The sequence below is a fragment of the Paenirhizobium selenitireducens ATCC BAA-1503 genome (assembly GCF_000518785.1).
GTDB classification, from domain to species: domain Bacteria; phylum Pseudomonadota; class Alphaproteobacteria; order Rhizobiales; family Rhizobiaceae; genus Allorhizobium; species Allorhizobium selenitireducens.
On sequence record NZ_JAEG01000018.1, the window covers coordinates 42,393 to 56,801 of the forward strand.

General features: G+C 65.6%; 16 protein-coding genes. 6 read left to right on the forward strand and 10 right to left on the reverse strand.

The annotated features are described in order from the left end of the window. Nucleotides 1-74: 74 nt before the first annotated feature. Both L867_RS0119085 and L867_RS0119090 read right to left on the reverse strand, forming a co-directional pair. Nucleotides 75-356: a helix-turn-helix domain-containing protein gene (locus L867_RS0119085; protein ID WP_028738355.1), complete on the reverse strand. Its 282-nt coding sequence runs from the start codon at nt 354-356 to the stop codon at nt 75-77. Nucleotides 357-359: 3 nt separating this feature from the next. Further along, nucleotides 360-743, reverse strand: a complete 384-nt coding sequence (locus L867_RS0119090; protein WP_028738356.1) for an MAPEG family protein — start codon at nt 741-743, stop codon at nt 360-362. A gap of 239 nt (nt 744-982) precedes the next feature. Here L867_RS0119090 and trhA point away from each other — a divergent pair, with 239 nt between their 5' ends. Next, nucleotides 983-1,636 carry a PAQR family membrane homeostasis protein TrhA gene (trhA, locus tag L867_RS0119095; protein ID WP_028738357.1) on the forward strand — a complete coding sequence of 218 codons (654 nt, stop codon included), beginning with the start codon at nt 983-985 and terminating at the stop codon, nt 1,634-1,636. Nucleotides 1,637-1,661: 25 nt separating this feature from the next. Here the strand turns inward: trhA and L867_RS0119100 are convergent, their stop codons facing one another. Continuing rightward, complete coding sequence (locus tag L867_RS0119100; protein WP_028738358.1) at nt 1,662-2,231, reverse strand: helix-turn-helix domain-containing protein; 570 nt, start codon at nt 2,229-2,231, stop codon at nt 1,662-1,664. A gap of 27 nt (nt 2,232-2,258) precedes the next feature. On the opposite strand from L867_RS0119100, the gene L867_RS0119105 reads away from it, so the two are divergent. Continuing rightward, complete coding sequence (locus tag L867_RS0119105; protein WP_028738359.1) at nt 2,259-2,759, forward strand: GNAT family N-acetyltransferase; 501 nt, start codon at nt 2,259-2,261, stop codon at nt 2,757-2,759. Nucleotides 2,760-3,272: 513 nt separating this feature from the next. On the opposite strand, the gene L867_RS0119115 is transcribed toward L867_RS0119105, so the two are convergent. Both L867_RS0119115 and L867_RS0119120 read right to left on the reverse strand, forming a co-directional pair. After that, nucleotides 3,273-3,662 (reverse strand): DUF302 domain-containing protein, encoded by a 390-nt coding sequence (locus tag L867_RS0119115; RefSeq protein ID WP_028738360.1) that lies wholly within the window; start codon nt 3,660-3,662, stop codon nt 3,273-3,275. A 197-nt stretch (nt 3,663-3,859) separates the two neighbouring features. Further along, nucleotides 3,860-4,597 (reverse strand): hypothetical protein, encoded by a 738-nt coding sequence (locus tag L867_RS0119120; RefSeq protein WP_028738361.1) that lies wholly within the window; start codon nt 4,595-4,597, stop codon nt 3,860-3,862. 152 nt (nt 4,598-4,749) lie between these two features. Between L867_RS0119120 and L867_RS25780 the strand changes: the two genes are divergently transcribed. Next, a complete protein-coding gene (locus L867_RS25780; protein ID WP_037173910.1) occupies nt 4,750-5,859 on the forward strand; it encodes an AraC family transcriptional regulator in 1,110 nt (369 codons plus the stop codon). Between the two features lie 42 nt (nt 5,860-5,901). Here the strand turns inward: L867_RS25780 and L867_RS0119130 are convergent, their stop codons facing one another. The 3 genes from L867_RS0119130 to L867_RS27110 all read right to left on the reverse strand — a co-directional run bounded on the left by L867_RS0119130 (nt 5,902) and on the right by L867_RS27110 (nt 7,956). Beyond that, on the reverse strand, nt 5,902-6,714 hold the full coding sequence (locus tag L867_RS0119130) for a transglutaminase-like domain-containing protein (protein ID WP_028738362.1): 813 nt from the start codon (nt 6,712-6,714) through the stop codon (nt 5,902-5,904). Between the two features lie 86 nt (nt 6,715-6,800). After that, nucleotides 6,801-7,694: a transglutaminase family protein gene (locus L867_RS0119135; RefSeq protein WP_028738363.1), complete on the reverse strand. Its 894-nt coding sequence runs from the start codon at nt 7,692-7,694 to the stop codon at nt 6,801-6,803. A gap of 97 nt (nt 7,695-7,791) precedes the next feature. After that, nucleotides 7,792-7,956 (reverse strand): DUF3309 family protein, encoded by a 165-nt coding sequence (locus tag L867_RS27110; RefSeq protein WP_084638642.1) that lies wholly within the window; start codon nt 7,954-7,956, stop codon nt 7,792-7,794. Nucleotides 7,957-8,247: 291 nt separating this feature from the next. On the opposite strand from L867_RS27110, the gene L867_RS0119145 reads away from it, so the two are divergent. After that, complete coding sequence (locus L867_RS0119145) at nt 8,248-9,309, forward strand: DMT family transporter (protein ID WP_028738364.1); 1,062 nt, start codon at nt 8,248-8,250, stop codon at nt 9,307-9,309. Between the two features lie 122 nt (nt 9,310-9,431). On the opposite strand, the gene L867_RS27765 is transcribed toward L867_RS0119145, so the two are convergent. Then, nucleotides 9,432-9,578 (reverse strand): hypothetical protein, encoded by a 147-nt coding sequence (locus L867_RS27765; RefSeq protein WP_169734100.1) that lies wholly within the window; start codon nt 9,576-9,578, stop codon nt 9,432-9,434. A gap of 237 nt (nt 9,579-9,815) precedes the next feature. Between L867_RS27765 and L867_RS0119160 the strand changes: the two genes are divergently transcribed. Next, a complete protein-coding gene (locus L867_RS0119160; RefSeq protein WP_037173911.1) occupies nt 9,816-11,105 on the forward strand; it encodes an MFS transporter in 1,290 nt (429 codons plus the stop codon). A 201-nt stretch (nt 11,106-11,306) separates the two neighbouring features. Here the strand turns inward: L867_RS0119160 and msrB are convergent, their stop codons facing one another. Further along, entirely contained in the window at nt 11,307-11,717 is a 411-nt protein-coding gene (gene msrB / locus L867_RS0119165; protein WP_028738366.1) for a peptide-methionine (R)-S-oxide reductase MsrB, read from the reverse strand. 358 nt (nt 11,718-12,075) lie between these two features. Here msrB and L867_RS25785 point away from each other — a divergent pair, with 358 nt between their 5' ends. After that, nucleotides 12,076-14,406, forward strand: coding sequence for a putative monovalent cation/H+ antiporter subunit A (locus L867_RS25785; protein ID WP_037173913.1), 2,331 nt, complete (start codon nt 12,076-12,078; stop codon nt 14,404-14,406). Nucleotides 14,407-14,409: the final 3 nt, after the last annotated feature.

Here is a 14,409-nt window from a genome sequence, read left to right on the forward strand (position 1 = left end):
CCGGAACCGGGTCAGTCCAGTATCGGCCCCATAGCAGCCAGAAACGGCCTCCCTGGCCTTTACCACCCACATCCTCAGGCCGCCTCCCCAATCCGCATCTCCACGCGCAACCCCGCCTCCGTCAGCATGCCGACAAGCGTGTCGATGGAAAACAGGGTGATCTTGCCGCGTAAGAGGTCGGAAATGCGCGGTTGGGTGACGCCGAGCCGGCGCGCGGCCTCGGCCTGGGTCCAGCCCTTGGTTCGGATTTGCCGGTCCAGCGCCATCATCAGGGAGGCGCGAAGCCTCATGGTCTCCGCATCGGCCGGACGGTCTTCGATGGCGTCCCAAATGCCTGCAAAGGTCTCGTCGCTCATCACTCACCCCATTTTCAACAACGCCCCGATCGTGCCCCCCACCAGCAGCACGATGCCGATGAGAAAGGTCAGCGCGGCCCCTGGCCCGCGCTTCTTGGCGTCGGCATAATATTCCGAGGCGTAGAGCACGCGGGATGCCGTCCAGCCGAGGCCGAGCAGGCCGGCGATGGCGTCGGAGACGTAAAACCCGAACAGCCAGAGCGAGGGCAGGAACAGCACCAGTTGCTCGACGGTATTCTGCTGCACCCGAAAGATCCGCTCGAAATCGGCATTGCCGGTGGTCTTCGGTGCCTGGACGCCGAATTGCTGGCGGGCGCGGGCGACTTTGAGGAGAAACCAGATATAGGCGATCAGCGCGGTGAAGGTGGCAAGCACGGTAAAGCGCATCGGAAAATTCCTTGGGGGCAAACAGCAATGGCCGGCAATGGGCGCGATGCTAGGCGAAGGCCGCCCGGCGTGCAAGACAACCGTGCAAGACAACCGCGCGCGGCAAGCGCGCAAGACAGGCGTGCAAGTCAGGCGCCGCCGCCCTACAATCGCCACGCCCACCCTTGAAGATGACGGCAAATTTACACATGATGTGCAGGATCGCCGCGACGATCGTCTTCCAGGGGTTTTCGACCGACATGACCGACCAGTTCCGCTTCGGGCGGCCCTATGATTTCCATGAACTGGTGGCCGATGGCATCGTCCACGGCATCGGCGTGGTCTTCGCGCTGATCGGCGCCACCGCGCTGATCTTCTATGCCACCGTCTGGACGAGCTATGCCGAAATGGCCGCCGCCTGGATCTACGGCCTCGGCCTCGTCATCGCGCTGGCCGTCTCGTTCACCTACAATATGTGGCCGCATTCGCGCACCAAGTGGATCCTGCGCCGCTTCGACCATTCGGCGATCTTCGTGCTGATCGCCGCCACCTACACGCCCTTCCTGGTCAAGGGCGCGCATGACTGGACGATCTTGGCGCTTCTGATCGGCATCTGGGTCACCGCCGCCGTCGGCATCACGCTCAAATGCCGCTATCCCGGCCGCTACGACCGGCTGGCCATCCTGCTCTATCTCGCCATGGGCTGGAGCGGCGCGCTGGCGCTCGGGCCGATCTCGCAGACCCTGCCGAGCATTACATTGCTTCTGATCATCGTCGGTGGCTGCATCTATTCGGCCGGCGTGGTCTTTCATGTCTGGGAACGCCTGCGTTTCCAGAACGCCATCTGGCACGGCTTCGTCGTCACCGCTGCCGCCGTACACTATTCCGCCGTCGTCACCGCCATCGGCCACTGAACGGCGCCTTTCCCGGGACGCGGCCTCAGCCGGCCTTTGCGAGCACCACCGCATAGCGGCAGGGCCTGTCGCTCTCGTTCCTGAAACAGCAGTCGGTCGGCGGCCCCAGCGCCAGGCAGTCGCCGTCGGCGAGCTGATGGATGGTCTCGCCCTCGACGAAGGTGAGGGCGCCCTCGATCACCCAGACGAGCTGGCGCAGGAAGGCGAAGGCGGCCGCGCCATAGGGCACCTCCGCCCCCGGCGGCAGCTCGACCTCGACGATCTCGAGCGGCAGGTCGATGATGGGCGAGACATGGCGTCGCCGGTAGCCGGTCGCCGGATCGGTCCAGACCGGCTGCTCGCCGCGCCGCAGCAGGCGCCGTCCGGAGGCTTCCGCCCGGGCGACGAGCGTCGAAACGCTGAGCGACAGCGCGCCGGCGAGCTTGCCGAGAAGGGCGGCCGTCGGGCTGCTCTCGCCGCGCTCCACCTTGTGGATCATCGCCCGGGAGACGTCGGCGCGTTCGGCGAGCTCGGAGAGCGACCAGCCGCGCGCCAGCCGCTCCGCACGGATTCTCTCCCCTAGACAGTGATCGAGATTGTCTGATATGTTCGACATAGAGTTTACTATATTGGACAGTTGACCATGACGCAACCGATTCTGATCCGCGACGCGACCGAGGCCGACCTCGCCGCGATCCGCGACATCTACAACCACGCCGTCGAGCATACGACAGCGATCTGGAACGAGGTGCTGATCGACGTCGACAACCGCCGCGCCTGGCTGGAACTGCGCCGCGCCAAGGGCTTTCCGGTGCTGGTGGCGGAGCGCGCCGGCACGGTGGCGGGCTATGCCTCCTATGGCGACTGGCGCGCCTTCGACGGCTATCGCCATACGGTCGAGCATTCCGTCTATGTCGACAAGGATTGCCGCGGCGCGGGCATCGGCAGGCTGTTGATGCAGGCGCTGATCGACCATGCGCGCGGCAACGACAAGCATGTGATGATTGCCGCGATCGAGGCCAAGAACCAGCCGTCGATCGCGCTGCACGAGCGCCTCGGCTTCCGCCTGGTCGGCATCCACCAGGAGGTCGGCATCAAGTTCGGGCGCTGGCTCGATCTGGCGATGATGGAATTGAAGCTCTGAGGCCGTCTAAGCCGGCGGTTTCCGGCGGGTCGTCATGGCGGCGCAGCGCGGGAGGCTTTCCCTTGTTTCTCCGGTGATGGATCGGCGCCAGCACCAGCACCGCCGGCAATGTGGCGGGCCACAGCATGCAGGCGATTAACCCGACGATCCGTCCGCCGTCCCAGCGGTTGCCGTCGGCCATGCCCTCGACGAAGCTCGCCCCCATGAAGAGGGAAGCAGGCAAGAGCCAGAGCGCAAGCAGCAAAAGGACCATGTGCAAACCGAGGGGCCAAACGAATCAAATCGTTTTAACTTTAGCCCACGCCGGGCGGGTCTTCATAACCCCGACTTTTCGCAGGGTCCGGGCGCCGCGTGCCGGCGCTCGCAGGTTCGGCCCGTTGCCTCACTCGAAGTAGTCCAGTTCGGGTCGCGGCTGCTCCGCGCATTCCTCCAGTGCCGCCGCGACGAAATCCGCGTCCAGCGGGCCGGAAACCTCCCTCAACCAATCCCATTCCATGGCCAGTTGTCTCTCCCTCAGATCGCCTCGACAGCCTTCCGGAGCATGTCGCGCACCTCGCCGGCCACCAATGTCAGTCGATCGTTCGGGATGGCCTCCATCGAGGCCTGCGGGTCGATGGCGCTGACCATGACGGAATGGCCGCCGGTCCGGCGCACGATGACGTTGCAGGGCAGCATGGCGCCCACCTTCGGCTCGATGCCGATCGCCTGATGCGCCATTTTCGGGTTGCAGGCGCCGAGGATCAGGTAGTCGTCGATATCCTGGTCGATCTTCTTCTTCAGCGTCGCCTTGACGTCGATCTCGGTCAAGACGCCGAAACCGTTGGCGGCGAGTGCTGCGCGGGTTCTCTCGACAACGCTGTCGAAATCCGTGCCCTCGAACGTCCTGTCGATCGTGTAGCTCATGTCCCGTTCTCCTGTTTTCGCGGCCGCCCTGCGTTCGCTCGGTACCCTGCCGCAAGGCTGTGCGGTCCGTCCCTCCAGTGGATACGCCAATCCCGGCTTCCGTATGGCGCGGTCCGGATCGTCGGGAACATGCGCGGCCGCAGTGGCGCCTGCGGCAGACAGGCCCCTCGAGGGCCCGTCCCCACGCGGCTGGCATCTCACTCGATCCGCGTGCGCACCATCTCGCCGCGAATGGTGATCGCCGGTTTTGCCCCCGGCGTGTTGGGCAGCGCGCTGTCGACATAGGAGGCGACCGCCTCGACCAGGTAGCTGACCGGTGTGGGCACGAGGAACTTGACCGAGGCGTCGAGCATCTTGCCGGCGATGGCGATGGTCTCGTCCTGCATCACCCGGTCATAGGTGAGGCGGGCGCGAAGCGCCGCGCCCGAAATCGAGACGTCCGTCGCATGGCCCTCGAAGGAAAGGTCGCCGGCATCACTGCGGATGTCGACCACCGAGAAGTCGCCGGCGAGCCGGGCGCGCGCCGCCTTTTGGTCGATGATCACGGCGGCCTCGGGCTTCAGGTTGGCGGAAATCTCCATGGTGCAGTCCGACCAGTCGAAGAAGCGTGCGGCCCGGCCGACGTCGACGATCAGCGTATCGCCGTCGATGCGCATGCTGCCCTGGGCCGGGCAGCCGCCGGAGAACCATCCGGAATGCCACACCGCACCCCAGCCGCGCCGCTCGCCCTTCATCTCTGCCACCAGCGGCGCGTCGGCCCGGGCGGTGATGACGATGTCGCTTGCGGCTCCCTCGACCCTTATCCTGGCGACATGGCTCAAATCGAGCGGACCCGCCACGCTGTCGCGGGTGGCGACGAAGGCGACGGCGGCGTCGAGTAAGCCGAGCGCCAGAATGGTGCCGGCGATGGAAAGAAGGATAGTGCGGGTCTTCATGGGGATGCTCCAGGTGTTGGATGACGATGGCGCAATCCAGCACCGGCATACGGTTACCCGCGACCTTGAACGCGTTTCAGGTCGACCTCGAACGCGCTTGCGGTCATGGTGGCGCAAAGCCCTCACCAGTCCCTTGTCAAAAAAATCCGCCCATGATCTTCATTCCGCTGTCCTTCGCCGTATCGCTGTTTCTCGTCGCCTTCCTGCTGCGGCTCCTGCTCCAGGGGCGCGAGAGCCTCATGCGCAACCACTTGTTCGTCCTGCTGATCGGCCTCTATGCGGTTCAGACCACGCTGGTCGGCCTGCGCTGGGGCTATGGCCTGACGGCGGTGCTTCCGCTGCTGTCGCTGCTGGCGACCGCCATCCCGCCGCTGACCTATCTCGCCTTTCGCGACCTCGCCCGCGAGGACGGCGTCGGGCTGTCGCTCAGCGACTGGCCGCATCTTCTGCCGACCGCCGCCATCGTCGTCCTGCATTTCGTCTGGCGCGATCCGATCGACCTGCTGATCATCGCCGAATTTCTGGCCTATGGATTGCGGCTGCTTTGGCTTGCCCGGCTGGGGCCGGACGGTCTGGTCGCCGCGCGCCTCGACGGCACGCTGCGGTCCCACCGCTCGCTGTTGCTCGCGGCTCTCGCCCTCGTCGCCTCGGCCTTCACCGATATTGCCATCAGCCTCGATCTGCTGTGGGGCGAGGGGCGCCATTCGGCGCTGATGGTCTCGGCCGCGACCACCGCCATCCTGCTGCTGCTCGGCATTGCCGCCGTGGTGGCCGGCGCCGAGGAAGGCGACGGGGAAGGGGATGGGGTCGGGGAAAAGGAAGAGGAAGAGGTTGGGGAAGAGAACGCGCGTGCATCGGTCGACGCGTCGGCCTCACGCCTGCCGCAAGCCTTGTCGGGTGAGCACGAGGCGGTGGCGACAAGCCTCGACCGGCTGATGGCCGAGCGCCGGCTCTATGGCGATACCGGCCTCAACCTCGGCAAGCTGGCGCGGCGCATGGGCCTGCCGGCGCGCACCGTTTCGCAGGCGGTCAACCGCGTACACCGCATGAGCGTCTCGCAATATGTCAACAATTTCCGCGTGGCCGATGCCTGCCGGCTGCTGGCGGAAACCGACATGCCGGTGACCCGCATCGTGTTCGAGGCGGGCTTCATGACCAAGTCCAACTTCAACCGCGAATTCCTGCGGGTGACGGGATCAAGCCCGACCGCCTTCAGGGCGATGCACGGCGCGACCGCGTCAATGATCGAGCCGGCAGGCTGAGGGCCTGCCGACCTTCCTGGCATTGTTTCGGGCTGGATCGCCTCAAGCCGCCTGGATCTCGTCCGTCACCACCTCGAAACGGGCCAGAAGCGCCGGCCCGAACGCGGTCGACAGCGCCACATCGGTGGCGTCGCGGCCGGTCGCCATCAGGATGCGGCCGATGCGCGCCCTGTTGTGGCGGGCGTCGACAGTGTGCCAGTGGCCGCCGAGATAGACCTGCATCCAGGCGCTGAAATCCATCGGATTGCCGTCGGGCGGCACGCCGATATCGCCGAGATAGCCGGTGCAATAGCGCGCCGGGATGTTCATGCAGCGGCAGAGCGTGATGGCGAGATGGGCAAAGTCGCGGCAGACCCCGGTGCGGGCGATGAAGCCGTCATGGGCGGAGCGCGTCGAATCCGCCTTCATGTAGTCGAACTTGATGTGGTTGTGGACGAAGGTGAGGATCGCCTGCACCCGCGGCCAGCCGAGCGGTGTATCGGAAAAGGTCGCCCAGGCGAAATCGGCCAACCGGTCGGTGTCGCAGTAGCGGCTGCCGAGCAGGAAGACCAGGACGTCGTTCGGCAGGTCCCTGATGTCGTGCTGGAAGGCACCCTCCGGCAGCACGTCGGGCTGGCCGTTGTCGTAGATCTCGAACTGCGTGGAAATCGTGGTGAGCCCGGCCGGCGCGGTGATCCGGCTGCAGGCATTGCCGAAGCCGTCGATATAGTCGCGCGCCTCGATCGGCCGGTCGAAGCTCAGCACCTGCTCGGTCAGAAGGTCAGGCCGGCGCGACGGGTGGATGTTGAGAACGAGCAGCATCGCGGTATCGCGCTCGCATTGATAGCCAATCTGGAAGCCGGCACGTATCTTCATCTTTGATCCTTCGGAGGAAAGCCTCTTCGCCGGGGCGCCGGCATCGGGTGAACGCACTGGAGCCATGGGTGTTCCGGGGCCGCCGCTCAGGGCGGCATTTCCCCGGTTGCGTCGGATGTGACGTTGACCTGTACGGTCAGCGACTTGAAATCGGAGGCGCGGCCATCATAGCTGCCGGATAGCGGCACCGCCTGGCGCGGGTCGCGCGCCACGCCCACCCGGATCAGGTCGCGATTGCCGACGATGCCGTTGGTCGGGTCGAATTCCACCCAGCCGGCGCCCGGCACATAGATCTGGCACCAGGCATGGGTCGAGCCGCCGCCGAGTGTCGTCGAGCCGTCCCGGTCGGGCACGTAGATGTAGCCGGTGACGAAGCGGGCGGCGAGGCCGAGCGACCGGGCCGCCTCCATCATCAGAAGGGCAAAATCCCGGCAGGTCCCGCTTTTCAGTTCGAGCGTCTCTAGCGGCGTCTGCACGCCGTGTTCGGAGCGGCGCACATAGGCGAAGCTGTCGTGGATCATGTAGCACAGGCTCATCAGCATGCTGCTGGTCCGCGTCGGCCGGCCGCTGTGCAGGAACTGCCGGGCGAAGGCCCCGACGACATCGTTCGGATCGGGGTAGTGCCGGGCAATGGTCGGTGCCAGATCCGGCAGTTCCTCGCCGTCATAGGCGAACGGGTAGTCGACCGCCGTGTTGTCGATGGGAAAATCAAGCGCCGCATGCGGCGTGTGGTCGAGCCGGATATTGCTTTCGAAGCGCAGCGTGCGGGTCGGCTTGGTAAAGCTCAGCAGTGCGACGCAATTGCCGAAGGGGTCGTGGATCCAGCGGGTCTGGTCATGCGGCGGCTCGACCACGAGGCTGACATTGAGCAGCGTCTGGTCGAAACTGTCGCGTGGACGGAACATCATCCGGTGCTCGCCGAGCTTCACAGGCCGCTTGTACTGATAGTCCGTGATGTGGCGAACCGAGAATATGGTCACGATGTTTCCCGCCCCCGGCAAGCGAGGGAATGTCTCCCGCACTCGGACCAAACCTCACCGGAGGGATCGGTTGGCCGAGTGCAGGATTGGATTGGGATCAGAGCCGGCCGGTGAGAACCAGAACCAGAAGGACGATCAGCACGACGCCGAGCACGCCGACGCCGCCATGGCCGAAGCCGTAGCCATAGCCGCCGAAGCGACCGCTAAAGCCACCCAGCAGGGCAATGATGAGAATGATGACGAGAATTGTTCCGAGCGACATGCACTTGATCTCCGTTGCTATTCGCAAAGACCTGAGCATTGACGCAGCAGGCCAAGAGTTTGATCGATGACGGCACGGCGGGGAGGCCAAGATCGGCTTCCGAACCCATTAACTACAGGGGCGCGGTGTCTTTGTACAGTTGTCGAAGCGATTCAGCGTGCAACGAAAGGGCGAAAGACCGGCCCTTGAAGCCCTGGGCTCGATCGTCGCGACAAAGCCGAGCCGGCGGTGCGCATTGCACGCACCGCCGATTCTCCCTAGTCTCGGCCCCCTGTTCGGGAGGATGCCATCATGGCGCAATCGCATACCCATCTCTGGCCCGGCGTGCCGCTGGCGCTCGGATCCGCCATACTCTTCGGGCTTTCCGCGCCGCTGTCGAAACTGCTGATCGGCGCGATCGATCCCTGGCTTCTGGCCGGCATCCTCTATCTGGGTGCGGGGGCGGGGCTCGGATTGCTCCATGCGGGCCGCGCCGTGCTCGGCCTGCCCAACACGGAAGCGCCGCTGAAGCGGGCTGATCTGCCCTGGCTTGCCGCCGTCGTTGCCTTCGGCGGCGTGCTCGGCCCCCTCTTCCTCATGCTCGGCCTGTCGCTGACTTCCGCCTCGTCCGCCTCGCTGCTGCTCAATCTCGAGGGGCTGGCCACCATGGCGATCGCCTGGCTGGTCTTTCGCGAAAACGTCGACCGGCGCCTGTTGCTCGGCGCCGCCGCGATCCTGGCCGGCGCCGTCCTGTTGTCGTGGAACGGCGCGGGCCTCAGCCTCGACGCGGGCGGTCTCTTCGTCGCCGCCGCCTGCCTCTGCTGGGGCATCGACAACAACCTGACCCGCAAGCTCTCCTCTGCCGATCCGGTGCAGATCGCCATGATCAAGGGCCTTGTCGCCGGCTGCACCAATCTGGCGCTGGCGCTCGCCTTCGGCGCCGCCTGGCCGGGCGCCGCCCTTGTCGGCTCAGGCGCCGTCGTCGGCTTCCTCGGCATCGGCGTCAGCCTGGTGATGTTCATGCTGGGGCTTCGTCATCTCGGCACGGCCCGCACCGGGGCCTACTTCTCGCTCGCCCCGTTCATCGGCGCGGTGCTGGCCGTGGTGATCTTCGGCGAGGCGGTGACGCTGCAGCTGGTTCTTTCCGGCCTCTTGATGGCGCTCGGCCTCTGGCTGCATCTGAGCGAACGCCACGAGCACGAGCACAGCCACGGCGTGCTGGAACACGACCACGTCCATGTGCATGACGAGCACCACCGGCACGGCCACGACGGTCCGGTCACCGAGCCGCATTCCCACTGGCACCGCCACGAGCCCTTGAGCCACAAGCACCCGCACTATCCCGACCTGCACCACGGCCACAGCCACGGGTGACGGGTCGCGGAGACCACAGCCACGGCCCTTCGATGACTCAGGAGGGCAAAAGGGGAACGCCACCCGGAAAGCGACGGGGCAGGCGCAGGGCCGAGGATGGTTTCGGGAGGAGGCCGGAGGCCTCAGCCGCCGATGAACTGGAAATAGGCCCAGGCGGCAGCGAAGGCGGCAACCACGCCGAGCACGATCAGCGCGGTGCGCAGCCCCGGATTCGGCTTCTTCGGCTCGGGCGCCTTCGGCGGCTTCTTGAATTCGACGACATTGCTCATGGGGCCGCTCCTGATCGATTTTTCCGACCTTATAGTCGAGGAGGTTGAGAAAGTCCTGATGGAGGCGAAAGGTTCGCCTTCGGTTTTTCTCCGTGGACAGGTCCGGTTGTTCACCCGGCCCTGAGGTGACACCGACTCTGATATGACCCGGGCGCCGAGGTGCGACCGGCGATCGCGTTTTCGCCCCTTGCAATAGGACGGCCCGGATGCTCCCTTGCGGGTTGCAAGGGGAGCCTCATGGACAGACAGATCAAGCCGAAGCCGCAACTGGGCGCCAGTTTCTATCGCCTGTGGCTATCGAGCGGCCTGGCCAATCTCGCCGATGGCGTCGGGGTGGTCGCCTGGCCCTGGCTTGCATCGCTGATCACCCGCGATCCCTTGGCGATCGCCGTGGTCGCCGCGGCGCAGAAGCTTCCCTGGTTCCTCTTCGCGCTTCCCTCCGGCGTGATCACCGACCGGCTCGACCGTCGAAGGCTGGTGGTCGCCATGGACCTCGTGCGTTTCGTCGTTCTGGCAGCCCTCGCATCGGCGCTGTTGATCCCCGGCCTCCTGCCGCAGAGCCCGGATCCTGATTTTCCGACGGCGCCGCTCTACTGGCTGCTTCTTTCAGCCGCGGCAATGGTCGGTTTCGCCGAGGTGCTGCGCGACAACTCCGCCGTGACGCTGTTGCCGTCGATCGTGCCGCATGACCGGCTGGAGGCCGCCAACGGCCGCATGGGCAGCCTTGAAGTGTTGATGAACATGATGGTAGGGCCGCCGCTTGCCGGCCTGCTGATCGGGCTCGCCCTGCCTCTGGCTTTCGGCCTCTACGGGCTTGCCTTTGCTTTTGCCGGTCTGCTGGTCCTGTCCATTCCCGGCAGCTTCCGCGCCGAGCGGGCCGTGCCGCGCCATTGGGTCGCCGAGCTGCGGGAAGGGGCTGCCTATCTTTTCCGCCAACCGCTGCTGCGCGACCTGGCGATCGGCCTCGGGGCCTTCAATGCGGTGGAAAGCATGCTGCTGATCGCCCTGGTGCTCTATGCCCAGGAGGTGATCGGCCTCAATTCCGCGCAATACGGCCTCTTGCTGACGGGTGCCGCGGCCGGCGGCCTGCTCGGCGGTCTGTTCGGCGAGTGGTTCATTCGCCGGCTCGGTCAGTCCGCCTGCCTGAAACTCGCCATCGCCGCCTGCCTGCTGATGGCCGTCGTGCCGCTTGTGGCTCCGTCCGCCGTTGCCGTCTGGGTGGCCCTGGTGGTGGCAAACCTGACCGGCATGCTCTGGAACATCATCACCGTATCACTGCGCCAGCGCATGATCCCGCCGCATCTGCTCGGCCGGGTCAACAGCGTCTACCGCTTCTTCGGCCTGGGCCTCATGCCGCTCGGCGTCGTCCTGTCCGGCCTCAGCGTCGCTGCCGCGGAGAGTTTCATGCCGCGCCGAGAGGCGCTGGCCGCACCCTTCGCCTTGGGCGCAGTGCTCTCATTGCTGCTGCTCATCGGCATCTGGACGCGCGTCTCGCCAAAGGCGTTGAGGAATGTCAGTGCCGCATGACGACGGATTGTCCACTCGTGTCGGGGTGCTTTACATCCTGCGCGCCCCCCAATTTGCCCCTCACCCTGACCCTCTCCCCGTGGACGGGGAGAGGGGAGGCCCCGGTGGTGCCCCTGGTCCTTCTCCCCGCCTGCGGGGAGAAGGTGCCGGCAGGCGGATGAGGGGCCGTTCCCTCCAAAGATCAAGCCGAGGCCGAAGCCCTCACTCCACCCGTTCGAACACCATCGAATGGCCGTTGATGCAGTAGCGCAGGCCGGTCGGCTTCGGGCCGTCGGGGAAAACGTGGCCGAGATGGCCGCCGCAATTGGCGCAGCGGATTTCCGTGCGGACCATGCCGAGCGAGGCGTCGCGGTGCTCGGTCACGGCGCCGGGCGTCACCGGCTCGAAATAGCTCGGCCAGCCGCAGCCGGCGTCGAACTTGGTGTCGGAATAGAACAGCGGCGTTTCGCAGGCGGCACAGCGATAGAGGCCCTTTTCAAAATTGTCCCAATAGGGGCCGGTGAACGGCCGCTCGGTGCCGTGCTCGCGCAGGATGCGGTACTGTTCCGCCGTCAGCTGCTCGCGCCACTCGGCATCGGTCTTCTCGATCTTGGCTCCGGCGGTCCCGGACATGGTCGTATCGGTCATCATGGTCACTCCGATTGTCTCAGGACCTTAGATAGGGTGGCGAGTGCCGCACGGCAATTGCCAGCCCGCGGCAGGATGCGCGTCAAGTCCTCGCCCGCTCCCGGCAAGCACCATCGGACCGATGGTGGAAACGGCTAAAACAACCGCCGCGAAGATGCGGCGCAGGCAGGGGCGGGCAGGGCGTCCCTGCCAGTCCAAAGCACTGGAAAGCGTTGACAAACGCCGATGTGAACACGCTCTTTTCCGTTTTTCCTTGAGACAAAGTGCGCTTTGTCCTAACACCAAGCGCACTTTCCGCCTCGTCCTGACGAGCGGTAGAATACTGCGCTCACAAGGATACGGAATGTTGGTAGACGTCGCTGCTGTGACATTGATGGCCATGCTCCTGCCCTTTGCCGGCGCGCTTCTCGCTCCCTTCCTGACCGCACGCCTCGGCGCCAATGCCGCCTGGATCCTGGCCCTCGTCCCGGCCTTCGCCTTTGCCCATTTCGCCGGCTTCCTGCCGGAGATTGCTGCCGGCGAAGTCGTCACCGGCGGCTATGCCTGGGTGCCGAGCTTCAACCTCTCCTTCTCCTGGTTCCTCGACGGCCTGTCGCTCACCTTCGCGCTGCTGATCACCGGCATCGGCACGCTGATCGTGCTCTATTCGGGCGGCTACATGAAGGGCCATGCCCAGCAGGGCCGGTTCTTCTCCTTCATCCTGATGTTCATGGGCTCGATGCTCGGCGTCGTGGTGTCCGACAGCTTCCTGATGCTTTTCGTCTTCTGGGAGCTGACCTCGATCACCTCCTTCCTGCTGATCGGCTTCGACCATGCGCGCGAAGCCTCGCGCCGCGCAGCGCTGCAGGCCCTGGTCGTCACCGGCGGGGGAGGGTTGCTTTTGCTCGCCGGCCTGATCTTCATCTGGAACATGACGGGCCTGACCCAGCTGTCGCTGCTTTTGCATTCCGGCGAACTGCTGCGCGAGAGCCCCTTCTATACAGCCGCGCTCTTCCTCGTGCTCGGCGGCGCCTTCACCAAGTCGGCGCAGTTCCCCTTCCATTTCTGGCTGCCCAACGCCATGGAGGCGCCGACCCCGGTCTCGGCCTATCTCCACTCGGCCACCATGGTGAAGGCCGGCGTCTATCTGCTGATGCGGCTCAATCCGGTGATGGGAGACACGCCCGCCTGGGAAATCCTGCTGCCCTTTTTCGGCGGCATCACCCTGATCGTCGGCGCCGTTCTTGCCATCCGCCAGACCGACCTCAAGCTGATGCTCGCCTATACGACGGTCGCCTCGCTCGGGCTGCTGGTCATGCTGACGGGCTTCGGCTCGCCCTACGCCATCGAGGCGGCGGTGCTCTATCTGGTCGCCCATTCGCTGTTCAAGGGCGCGCTGTTCATGGTCGCCGGCATCATCGACCACGAAGCCGGCACGAGGGACGTAACCAAGCTTGGCGGCCTGCGTTCGGCCATGCCGATCACCTTCCTTGCCGCGCTCTTCGCCGCAATCTCCATGGCCGGCCTGCCGCCCTTTTTCGGCTTCCTCGCCAAGGAGGAAATCTATGCGGCACTCGCCGGCCCCGACCCGCGCTCGGTCGTCTTCACCATCGTCGCCATCGTCGGCAATGCGCTGATGTTCGTCATCGCCTTTGCCGTGGCGCTGAAACCCTTCCTCGGGGCCAAGGTCGAGACGCCGAAACACGCCCATGAGGGTCCGGTCCTGCTCTGGCTCGGGCCGCTGGTGCTGTCGCTTCTCGGCCTTGCCGCCGCACTCTTCTCGCCGGTCGCCCATGCCTATGTCACCTCGCCGATGGCCAGCGCCGTTGCCGGCGAGACCGAGACCGTGACGATCAGCCTCGTGCCGCATATCGGCCTGCCGCTCGCCCTTTCGGGGCTGACGGTGGTGCTCGGCATCCTCGTCTTCCTCGGTCTCGACCGCGCCCGCGCCACCGTGACCCGCCTGCTCGATGCGCTGGGCCCCGGTCCCGATCGCGGCTTCGACCATGTCATCGCCGGGCTGGTGCGCCTGTCCTGGCGCGTGACGAAGGTGATCCAGAACGGCCGGCTCGAGGTCTATGTGACGGTCACCTTCCTGCTGCTCGCCTTCGTGCTGCTGGTGCCGCCGGTGCTCAACGGCGAACTGCCCGAAATGCCGGCCTGGCCGTCCGACGTGCGTTTCCACGAACTGGCCTTCTTCGTCATCGCCGTGGTCGGGCTGATCGCCGTGCTGGCCGCCCGGGACCGCCTGACGGCCATCGTCTCGCTCGGCATCCAGGGCTTTGCCGTCGCCGTCATCTTCCTGCTGTTCGGCGCGCCGGACCTGTCGTTCACCCAGTTCATGGTCGAGACGCTGTCGGTCGTGATCCTGGCGCTGGTGATGACGCGGCTCCGCCTCTCGCCGAGTGACCACCGCACTTTCGGCGAGTTCCTGCTCGACGCGACGATCGCCATTGCCGGCGGCCTCGGCTTCGCGCTGCTGCTGCTCAAGTCCACCCAGGCGCCGTTCAGCACCACGCTCACCGACTTCTTCAACGCCTATTCCAAGGTCATCGCCCACGGCGCCAATGTGGTGAACGTCATCATCGTCGATTTCCGCGGCACGGATACGCTGGGCGAAATCTCGGTGGTGATGATCACCGGCCTCGCCATCTTGGCGCTGATCCGCATCCGGGTGACGGGGGCAAAGCCATGAGTG

What these genes read in the sequence shown, in the direction of transcription:
- L867_RS25785 (WP_037173913.1), top strand. Translation starts at nt 12,076, where the DNA reads ATGTTGGTAGACGTCGCTGCTGTGACATTGATGGCCATGCTCCTGCCC.
- L867_RS0119090 (WP_028738356.1), bottom strand. Translation starts at nt 743, where the DNA reads ATGCGCTTTACCGTGCTTGCCACCTTCACCGCGCTGATCGCCTATATC.
- L867_RS0119085 (WP_028738355.1), bottom strand. Translation starts at nt 356, where the DNA reads ATGAGCGACGAGACCTTTGCAGGCATTTGGGACGCCATCGAAGACCGT.
- L867_RS0119120 (WP_028738361.1), bottom strand. Translation starts at nt 4,597, where the DNA reads ATGAAGACCCGCACTATCCTTCTTTCCATCGCCGGCACCATTCTGGCG.
- L867_RS0119115 (WP_028738360.1), bottom strand. Translation starts at nt 3,662, where the DNA reads ATGAGCTACACGATCGACAGGACGTTCGAGGGCACGGATTTCGACAGC.
- L867_RS27765 (WP_169734100.1), bottom strand. Translation starts at nt 9,578, where the DNA reads ATGAGCAATGTCGTCGAATTCAAGAAGCCGCCGAAGGCGCCCGAGCCG.
- L867_RS0119130 (WP_028738362.1), bottom strand. Translation starts at nt 6,714, where the DNA reads ATGAAGATACGTGCCGGCTTCCAGATTGGCTATCAATGCGAGCGCGAT.
- trhA (WP_028738357.1), top strand. Translation starts at nt 983, where the DNA reads ATGACCGACCAGTTCCGCTTCGGGCGGCCCTATGATTTCCATGAACTG.
- msrB (WP_028738366.1), bottom strand. Translation starts at nt 11,717, where the DNA reads ATGTCCGGGACCGCCGGAGCCAAGATCGAGAAGACCGATGCCGAGTGG.
- L867_RS0119100 (WP_028738358.1), bottom strand. Translation starts at nt 2,231, where the DNA reads ATGTCGAACATATCAGACAATCTCGATCACTGTCTAGGGGAGAGAATC.
- L867_RS0119160 (WP_037173911.1), top strand. Translation starts at nt 9,816, where the DNA reads ATGGACAGACAGATCAAGCCGAAGCCGCAACTGGGCGCCAGTTTCTAT.
- L867_RS27110 (WP_084638642.1), bottom strand. Translation starts at nt 7,956, where the DNA reads ATGTCGCTCGGAACAATTCTCGTCATCATTCTCATCATTGCCCTGCTG.
- L867_RS25780 (WP_037173910.1), top strand. Translation starts at nt 4,750, where the DNA reads ATGATCTTCATTCCGCTGTCCTTCGCCGTATCGCTGTTTCTCGTCGCC.
- L867_RS0119145 (WP_028738364.1), top strand. Translation starts at nt 8,248, where the DNA reads ATGGCGCAATCGCATACCCATCTCTGGCCCGGCGTGCCGCTGGCGCTC.
- L867_RS0119105 (WP_028738359.1), top strand. Translation starts at nt 2,259, where the DNA reads ATGACGCAACCGATTCTGATCCGCGACGCGACCGAGGCCGACCTCGCC.